6 protein-coding genes are annotated in these 8,599 nt (G+C 71.6%); 1 reads left to right on the plus strand and 5 read right to left on the minus strand.

Features of this window, described 5'->3' with window-relative positions; translation table 11 throughout:
- Positions 1–37: 37 nt before the first annotated feature.
- From ACWCYO_RS27545 to ACWCYO_RS27560, 4 genes are read right to left on the minus strand one after another with little or no spacing between them, the layout of a single operon-like run.
- Positions 38–2,419: a beta-xylosidase/alpha-l-arabinosidase gene (locus ACWCYO_RS27545; protein ID WP_449785689.1), complete on the minus strand. Its 2,382-nt coding sequence runs from the start codon at positions 2,417–2,419 to the stop codon at positions 38–40.
- Positions 2,416–3,234 carry a carbohydrate ABC transporter permease gene (locus ACWCYO_RS27550; RefSeq protein ID WP_270140117.1) on the minus strand — a complete coding sequence of 273 codons (819 nt, stop codon included), beginning with the start codon at positions 3,232–3,234 and terminating at the stop codon, positions 2,416–2,418. The genes ACWCYO_RS27545 and ACWCYO_RS27550 overlap by 4 nt, the downstream gene beginning before the upstream one ends.
- On the minus strand, positions 3,234–4,130 hold the full coding sequence (locus ACWCYO_RS27555) for a carbohydrate ABC transporter permease (protein ID WP_449785690.1): 897 nt from the start codon (positions 4,128–4,130) through the stop codon (positions 3,234–3,236). The genes ACWCYO_RS27550 and ACWCYO_RS27555 overlap by 1 nt, the downstream gene beginning before the upstream one ends.
- Positions 4,127–5,419, minus strand: coding sequence for an ABC transporter substrate-binding protein (locus ACWCYO_RS27560; protein WP_449785691.1), 1,293 nt, complete (start codon positions 5,417–5,419; stop codon positions 4,127–4,129). Before ACWCYO_RS27560 ends, ACWCYO_RS27555 begins: the two co-directional genes overlap by 4 nt.
- Positions 5,420–5,611: 192 nt before the next feature.
- On the opposite strand from ACWCYO_RS27560, the gene ACWCYO_RS27565 reads away from it, so the two are divergent.
- Positions 5,612–6,658: a LacI family DNA-binding transcriptional regulator gene (locus ACWCYO_RS27565; RefSeq protein ID WP_405000572.1), complete on the plus strand. Its 1,047-nt coding sequence runs from the start codon at positions 5,612–5,614 to the stop codon at positions 6,656–6,658.
- Positions 6,659–6,761: 103 nt separating this feature from the next.
- Here the strand turns inward: ACWCYO_RS27565 and ACWCYO_RS27570 are convergent, their stop codons facing one another.
- The gene (locus tag ACWCYO_RS27570) at positions 6,762–8,234 is read right to left on the minus strand and encodes an endo-1,4-beta-xylanase (RefSeq protein ID WP_270140125.1); all 1,473 of its coding nucleotides are present in this window, start codon (positions 8,232–8,234) and stop codon (positions 6,762–6,764) included.
- Positions 8,235–8,599 lie beyond the last annotated feature (365 nt).

Genomic DNA, 8,599 nt, shown 5'->3' on the forward strand with positions numbered 1-8,599 from the left:
CCCGAAGCATCCTGGTCGGGTTCGAGGGCTTCCTCCGTTACGGGGTAGCGGCTGGCGGGAGCGCGTGGACGGTGAAGGTCGGGTGCAGTCGGCGGGTGTGGTCGAGTGGGCGGACCGGGCCGGTGAGGCGCAGCGGCACGGTGAGCCGGGGGTCGGTGCTGGAGGCGGAGATCCGCAGTTCCAGGGCGCCGGGTTCGACGATCCGCTCGCCGTGGCGGCCGGTGAAGGAGGCCAGGTCGGCGGGGACGGTCAGCTCCACCCGGCAGCCCACTCCGGCGTCCAGCGGGATCCGGCGGTAGCCGATCAGCCGCTGCACCGGCTGGACGACGGAGGCCACCGGGTCGTGGAGGTAGAGCTGCACCACCTCGGTGCCCGCCCGCGCGCTGGTGTTGCGCAGCTCGAAGGCCAGCCGGAACGCGCCGTCGGTGCCGGTCTCGGCGGTCCGCACCTCCAGCCCGGACCAGCTGAAGTCGCTGTAGCCGAGCCCGTGTCCGAAGCCGTAGGCCGGTGTCGGGTCGGTGCTGGAGACTTCGCCGGCCTGGGCCAGCCGCGCGGCCAGGTAGGTGGAGGGCTGGACCCCGGGGTGGGCGGGGACGGAGACGGGCAGGCGTCCGGACGGGTTGACCCGCCCGCTGAGCACGCCGGCGAGCGCCTGCGTCCCGGCCTCGCCGGGGAAGAAGCACTGGACGATCCCGGCCGCCTCGGTGACGGCACGCCCGAGCGCGTACGGCCGCCCGGCCAGCAGGGTGACCACCACGGGCGTCCCGGTGTCTAGCACCGCTTCCAGCAACTGTCGCTGTCTTCCGGGCAGTTCGAGCGACTCGGCGTCGCATCCCTCACCGCTGGTGCCGCGCCCGAACAGCCCGGCCCGGTCGCCGAGGGCGAGCACCACCACCTCGGCCTGCCGGGCGGCCTCGACCGCCTCGGCGAGGCCGGCGGTGGACTCGCCGTCGACCGTCACGCCGAGCACCGTGCGCAGCTCGGCGCCTGTGAACTCGGCCGCCAACGCCTCGCGGAGCGTGGGGAGTTCGATGCCGATCGGGGTTTCGGGGTGCTGTCCGCCGACGTGCACCGGGAAGGAGTAGCAGCCGAGCACGGCGGTGGGTTCGTCCGCGTTCGGGCCGATCAGCGCGATCCGGGCGGGGCTGCGCAGCGGCAGCAGTCCGTCGTTGCGCAGCAGCACCACGGCCTGCTCGGCGAGCTCGGCGGCGAGCGCGCGGTTGCCGGGCCGGTCCAGATCGACCAGACCGCGCAGCGCGGCCGATTCGCTCGGGTCGACGTCGGCGAGGGCGGCCGGCACCGGGTTCCAGTCGGCGTCCAGCAGCCCGAGTTCGGCCTTCTGCACGAGGACTCGGCGCAGCGCCCGGCCGATCAGCCGCTCCGGGACACTGCCCGAGACGACCGCGTCGAACAGCGGCTGTCCGAAGGCGTCGACGGTCGGCAGCTCGACGTCTACTCCCCCGGCCAGGGCGAGCCCGGCGGCGTCGGAGCGGTCCTCGGCCACGCCGTGCAGGGTGGCGAGGAAGGCGATGCCGAAGTAGTCGGCGACGACCGTGCCGGTGAACCCCCAGGTGTCCCGGAGCAGTTCGGTGAGCAGGGCCCGGTCGGCGGCGGAGGGGAGGCCGTCGGTGTCGGTGTAGGCGGGCATGACCGAGCGGGGCCGGCCTTCGCGAACGGCCATCTCGAAGGGCGGCAGGATGACGTCGGCGCGTTCGCGCGGGCCCATCGACACGGGCGCGAGGTTGCGTCCGGCCCGGGAGGCGGAGTACCCGGCGAAGTGCTTGAGGGTGGCGATGACCCCGGCCGACTCCAGGCCCTGGACGTAGGCGGTGGCGATGGTGCCGACCAGGTACGGGTCCTCGCCGATGGTCTCCTCGACCCGCCCCCAGCGGGCGTCGCGGACCACGTCGAGCACCGGGGCCAGGCCCTGGTGCACGCCCACGGACCGCAGGTCGCGGCCGATGGCGGCGGCCATCGTCCGGACCAGCCCCGGGTTGAAGGCGGCGCCCCAGGACAGCGGCACGGGGTACGCGGTGGCTCCCCAGGCGGCGAAGCCGGCCAGGCACTCCTCGTGGGCCAGCGCGGGAATGCCGAAGCGGTTGGCGGCGACGATCCGCTGCTGGGTGCGCAGCAGCGAGAGCGCGCCGAGCGCCGGGTCGACCGGGGCGGTGCCGAACGGCCGGGTCAACTGCCCGAGCCCGTACGGCAGGAGGCTGTCGAGGTCGGGTGGCGGCCCCATCTCGTGCTGGTGCGGGGCGACTTCGGCGCCGCTCGGGTCGGCGCCGACCCAGACGCCGACCAGTTGGGCGGTCTTCTCCCGCAGGGTCATCGCGGCGATCAGGGCGTCGGCCCGGGCCTCCGGGGTGAGCGTGGTGTCGAGCCACGCGGGCGCGGGCTCGGGGTCGCGGTGGTCGTTCATTTTCCTCCCACCCCCGTCAGGCCCTGGACCAGGGCGCGGCGGGCGAACAGGTAGACGACGAAGACGGGGAGCATGGACAGCACCACGGCGCTGAGGAGTCCGGGCACGTCCACGCCGTGCTCGGTCTGGAAGTCGTACAGGCCGAGGGTGATGACCTTGGTGGAGTCGGACTGGGTGAGGATCAGCGGGAAGAGGAAGCCGTTCCAGGCCTGGAGGGCGGCGAAGACCGTGATCGAGGACAGTCCGCCCTTGGACAGCGGGAGCACCAGTTGGCGGAACATCCGCGCCGGGGAGGCGCCGTCCATCGCCATCGCCTCGTACAGCTCGGGGCTGATGTCGCGCATCGCACCGGTCAGCACCAGGGTGCAGACCGGCAGGCAGAAGGCCGCGGTCGGCAGGATGACGCCGAGCAGGTGGTCGTACAGGCCGGTCTTGCTGATGACGAAGAACATCGGCACGATCACCGCCTGGGCGGGGATCGCCAGGCCCAGCAGGAACAGCCGGAACACCCAGCCGGTCGCCCGGCCGCGGGCGCGCACGATGGCGTAGGCGAGCGGCGGGACGACCAGCAGCACGATGGCGACCACGCCGGCGGTGACGGTCAGGGTGTTGAGGAAGTCCTGGCCGAAGCCGGTCGAGAGGTCGGTCAGGTAGTTCTGCAGGGTCCAGTGCTTGGGCAGGCTCAGCGGGCCCTCGGTGGAGTAGTCGGCACGGGTGCGGAAGGTGGCGATCAGCAGCACGTACAGCGGCAGGCCGACCAGCACCAGCCACACCAGGGAGCCGAACCCGGCCAGGACGTTGGGGCGTCGTCGCATCACAGGCCCTCCGCCGTGCCGCGCATCCGGTCGTAGCCGGAGAGCCGGACCACCGCGAGCGAGATCAGGGTGGCGACCACCACGAGGACCAGCGCGATGGCCGAGCCGGTGCCGAAGTCGAAGCTCTTGAAGGCCTTCTGGTACATGTAGTAGGAGGTGACGGTGGTGTCCGTGCCGGGACCGCCCTGGGTGAGGATCAGCACCGTGTCGAAGGTGGTCAGGCCGCCGACCACCATCAGGATCACCGAGGTGATGACGGTGTTGCGCAGTTGCGGCAGGGTGATGTGGAGGAACTGCCGCACCCGGCCCGCCCCGTCGACGGCCGCGGCCTGGTAGAGCACCTGGGGGATGGCCCGGGCGCCGCCCTGGTAGATCAGCGCGTGCAGCGGGGTGAACTGCCAGACGCCGACGAAGGTCAGCACCCCGATCGCCCCGCTCTTGGTGCCGAGCAGGTTGCCGTCGCCGAACAGCCAGATGAGCTGGGCCGGTACGCCGAAGTTGGGGTCGAGGACAGCCCGCCACACCACCGAGACGGCCGTCGCGGAGAGCAGCAGCGGCACGAAGTAGACGGCCGAGAGCACGGCCCGGTTGCGCTGCTTCCCGGCGGCCCAGACGCCGATCAGGATGCTGACCGGCGTCTGGGTCACCACGCCCAGGGCGGTGAGCAGCAGGGTGGTCCAGACGGACTGGAGCATCACCGGGTCGTGGAACAGGGCGGTCCAGTTGTCCAGGCCGTTGAAGTGCGGGTCGCCGATGCCGTCCCAGCTGGTGAAGGAGAGCACGGCGACCAGCAGCAGCGGTGTGAGCGCGAACATCCCGAAGAACACCGCGGCGGGCACCGCCCAGACGAGTCCCGGACGGGTGGCCACCGCGCCGCGCCCGGTGGCGCGCGTCATGACGTCGGCAAGGCCTGCATGGCCTTGACGAAGCCGTCGGCGTCGAGTCCGCCGTTGAAGAACTGCTGGATCGCGGTGTGCATCGGGGTCATGGCGCTCGGCGGGTAGGCCTGGTCCCAGGAGAGCTGGAACGAGGGGGCGTCCTTGACCAGTTGGTACTGGTCCTTGGAGTAGGCGGGGCTGGCGGAGAGGTCGAAGTGGTCGGGGGTGTTGGTGGTGGTCGGCAGGTTGCCGATGGCCAGCTGGGCCTTCACGAACTCCTCGGAGTACATCAGTTTGAGGAAGGCCGCGACTTCCACCGGGTGCTTGGTCTTCTTGAGTACGGAGTAGAAGTTGTTGGTGTTGCCCACGACGTCGGCCGGGTCGCCCTTGCCGCCGCTCAGGGCGGGGAAGCCGGTGTAGCCGAGGCCGGACTTGGCGAAGTCCGGGTTGGCGTCCTGCTGGGTGGAGTAGTACCAGGAGCCCATCAGCTCGAAGGCGGCCTTGCCCTTGGCGACCAGGGCCGGGGAGCCGCCGTCGGTGAACTTGACGGAGTCGAAGTTGCTCCCGAAGGCCCCGGCGTCGACCAGTTGCTTGAGGGTGGTCAGCGCCTTGCGGCTGTCCTCGCTCGCCCAGGCCTCCTTGTCGCCACCGAGCGCCCGCTGGAACAGCCCGGGGCCGGCGATCCGGTCGTAGAGGTACTCGAACCACATCAGGGTGGGCCACTGGTCGCCGCCGCCGAGGGAGATCGGGGTGATGCCCTTGGCCTTCAGGGCCTTGGTGGTGGCGAGGAGCTCGTCCCAGGTCTTCGGTGGGGTGAGTCCGGCGTCCGCGAGCACCTTCTTGTTGTGGAACAGCAGCACCGGCTGGGTGCCGCGCATCGGTATCCCGTACGCCTTTTTGTCGATCACCGCCGAGTTGAAGACGGAGGGCAGGAAGTTGTTCTTCAGGCCCGGGTCCTCGGCGATGAAGCCGTCCAGCGGCAGCAGCAGGTCCGCCTTGACGAACGACTGGATGGAGCCGCCGCCCCAGTTGAAGAAGATGTCGGGGGCCCGAGAGCTGTTGATCACGGTCTGCAGCTTCTGCTGGTAGTCCGCTCCGGGGATGGTGTCGAGCACCGCCTTGACCTTGGAGGTCCGGTTGAACGTCTCGACGATCTGCTTCTCGACCTTGTTGCCGGCGTCGCCGTAGACCAGCACGTGGATCGTTCCGGCTCCGGCGTCGGAGGAGGAGTCGCCGGAGCTGCAGGCGGCGGACGTCCCCAGGACGAGTGCGGTGACCGCGGTGACCGCGGCGAGTCTGGATCGCATATCCTGCCCTCAGTTTCGAATGTTTCGAGCAAGTCGCCGAATGTTGTGGGAAACGTAGATCCGACCTGATCCCCAGTCAAGACTTCGGACGGGATCGGCCACGGCCCGCCGGCGGGCTAGCATCCGTGCGGTACGGACCGCCCGCGGCCGTGCCCGACAGCCACCCACGACGGATTTCGCCCAGCAGGGGCAGTGCAGGAGGAACCCGTGGACAGAGCGGCCACGCTCGCCGAGATCGCGCAGGAGGCCGGGGTCTCCGCGCCGACAGTTTCGAAAGTCCTGAACGGCCGCGCCGACGTCGCCCCGGCCACCCGGGAGCGGGTGGAGGCACTGCTCCAGCGCTACGGCTACCGGCGGCGGCGCGGCAACCGCCAGACGAGCCCGCTGCTGGAACTGGTCTTCCACGAGCTGGAGAGCGCCTGGGCGGTGGAGGTGATCCGGGGCGTCGAGAACGCGGTCCGCGCGGAGGGCCTGAGCATCGTGCTCTCCGAGTCCGCCGAACGGCACGGGCCAGGTCAGTCCTGGGTGGACGGAGTACTCGCCCGCCGCCCCACCGGCGTGGTGCTGGTGCTGTCCGACCTGGACCGCGCGCTGCGCGAGCAACTGGCCCGCCGGGACATCCCGTTCGTGGTGATGGACCCGGCCGGCGATCCCGGCCAGGAGGTGCCCGCCGTCGGCACCACCAACTGGGACGGCGGCCTCGCCGCCACCCGGCACCTGCTCGACCTCGGCCACCGCCGGATCGGCCTGATCGCCGGCCCCGCCCGGATGATGTGCAGCCGGGCCCGGGCCGACGGCTACCGGGCGGCGCTCGACATGGCGGGCATCCCGTACGACCCGGAGCTGGTCCGCGAGGGCGACTTCCACCACGAGTCCGGACGCCGGCTCGGCCTGGAACTGCTACGCCTGCCGGACCGGCCGACCGCCGTGTTCGCCGGGAACGACCTCCAGGCGCTGGGCCTGTACGAGGCCGCCCGCGAACTGGGGCTGCGCATCCCGGAGGACCTCAGCGTGGTCGGCTTCGACGACCTGCCGCTGGCCCGCTGGGTGGGGCCGCCGCTGACCACCGTGCGCCAGCCACTGACCGAGATGGCCGAGACGGCGACCCGCCTGGTGATCGACCTCGCCCGCGGGGTGCGGCCCGGCACGCTCCGGGTGGACCTGGCCACCAGCCTGGTCGAGCGCAGCAGCACCGCCCCGCCGCGGGTGGCCCGCGCCGGCCCGGCCGCGAACGGCTGACGGGCCGTCGGGCCGGAAAGCGGTGCGGCCGGACGGCCCGGGAGTCCCGGCGCCGTCCGGCCGCACCGCACCGTGTTGTGCCGTGCAGTGGTGTGCTGTGGTGTCAGCCCAGCGTCCACCGCTGGTTGCTGCCGCCGCTGCAGGTCCACAGCTGGGTCAGGGCGCCGTCGGCGGTGGAGGCACCGGACACGTCCAGGCACAGGCCGGACTGGACGCCGGTGACGCTGCCGTCCGCGTTGAGGTGCCACTGCTGGTTGGCCTGGCCGTTGCACGACCAGACGACCACCTTGGTGCCGTTGACGGCGCCCTGCCCGGAGGCGTCCAGGCACAGCCGGCTGCCGCCGTCGTAGACGGTCAACTGGTCGTCCGAGGTGTGGGTCCAGGTCTGGTTGGAGCCGCCCCAGCAGGCGTAGATCTGCACCGGGGTGCCCGCCGTGGTCGAGGCGTTCGGCACGTCCAGGCACTTGCCGGCACCGACCGCGTGCAACTCTCCCGTGGTGCCACCGCCACCGCCGGAGCTCGAACCGCCGAGGGCGGAGAGCGCCGCGTAGTAGGACGGCTTGGGCTGGTCGTTGCCGTCGTACATGGTTGCCGCGCCGGTCCCGGGGAAGGTGCCGGGGATCCAGGAGTGGGCGTCGTCCACGCCCCACTGGCTGACGCCCACGCAGCGGGAGACGGCCAGGCAGTCCCGGGCCACGGCGGCGTAGTCGGTGCCCTGCTGCTGCAGCGCGGCGCCGGAGGCGGGGAGCTGGATCCGGTCGTCCAGTTCGGTGACGGCCACGTCCAGGCCCAGGTTCGCGAACCTCTGCATGTTGGCCTGCATGTCGGAGGGGACCTGCCCGAGGATGAAGTGGCTCTCGAAACCGATGCCGCCCAGCGGCACCCCCTGGGCGAGCAGCGACTGGGCCAGGCGGTAGAGGGCGTCGCTCTTCGCGTTCCCACCCTCGATGCCGTAGTCGTTGATGTAGAGCTTGGCGCCCGGGTCGGCGGCGTGCGCGGTGCGCAGCGCGTCGGCGAAGTAGCCGGATCCCATCGCCCGGTAGAACACGTCCGGGACGAAGGAGCCGTCGCCGTTGAAGGGCTCGTTGATCACGTCCCAGGCGTAGACCTGGCCCTTGTAGTGGGTGGCCTCGGCCGTGATGTGCGCCTCCATCGCGGAGCGGACCTGGTCCAGCGGCAGGTTCGAGACCCAGGACGGGAGCTGGTTCTGCCACACCAGGTTGTGGCCGCGTACCCGCATGCCCTTCGACCGGGCGAACTGCACGAGTTGGTCGCCCGGCCCGAAGTTGTACGAGCCGCGGGACGGTTCGACGGTGTCCCACTTCATCTCGTTGGCCGGGGTCAGCATGTCGAACTGCGCCCCGGCGACGGCGATCTCACCACTGACGCCGAGGTCGCCGCGCTCAATTGCGGTGCCGAAGTAACGGCCTTTGGCTTCCGCCGCCGCCTTCAACGTGTTGTCGGCCGCCGCGGCCGGGGTCGTCGCGGCCAGCGCGCCGGTCGCGAGCACCAGTGCCAGGACCAGTACGGCGGTCCAGGCGCGGTGCATTCCGATCAGGACATTTCGAATGGGCATGGTCGACCTCCAGAGTCGCTCCAGGGGGAGGTGCACCCGCGCGGTCGGCGGGTAGTGGGCACGAGCGATGACGGTGGTGGGGCCATCGGTTCGGGGAGCGGGAGCACGGCGGCGGCCGTCCGGCGGACGATGCGCCCCGGGTGGTGGGTTGCGCTCCCGCCGTTAGGTAACTCGGGGTGTATGGGACGCGTCAATACGTGGTTGAATGTTTCGCTGATATTTCGGAAATTTCTGAACCGCCGTCAGACAGCCTTCGGCCCCGGGCCCCCGGGGGGGGGCGGGGGGGGGGGGGGGGGGCGCCCCCCGGCCGGGCCCCCCCCCCCCCCCGGGGCGCCCGGGGGGGGGCCCCCTCGCCCCCCTACCCC

The sequence above is a fragment of the Kitasatospora sp. NPDC001683 genome (assembly GCF_053596495.1).

Bases quoted from the DNA above. Each gene is read 5' to 3' on its own strand.
- ACWCYO_RS27545 (WP_449785689.1), bottom strand. From the start codon at position 2,419: ATGAACGACCACCGCGACCCCGAGCCCGCGCCCGCGTGGCTCGACACC.
- ACWCYO_RS27550 (WP_270140117.1), bottom strand. From the start codon at position 3,234: ATGCGACGACGCCCCAACGTCCTGGCCGGGTTCGGCTCCCTGGTGTGG.
- ACWCYO_RS27555 (WP_449785690.1), bottom strand. From the start codon at position 4,130: ATGACGCGCGCCACCGGGCGCGGCGCGGTGGCCACCCGTCCGGGACTC.
- ACWCYO_RS27560 (WP_449785691.1), bottom strand. From the start codon at position 5,419: ATGCGATCCAGACTCGCCGCGGTCACCGCGGTCACCGCACTCGTCCTG.
- ACWCYO_RS27570 (WP_270140125.1), bottom strand. From the start codon at position 8,234: ATGCCCATTCGAAATGTCCTGATCGGAATGCACCGCGCCTGGACCGCC.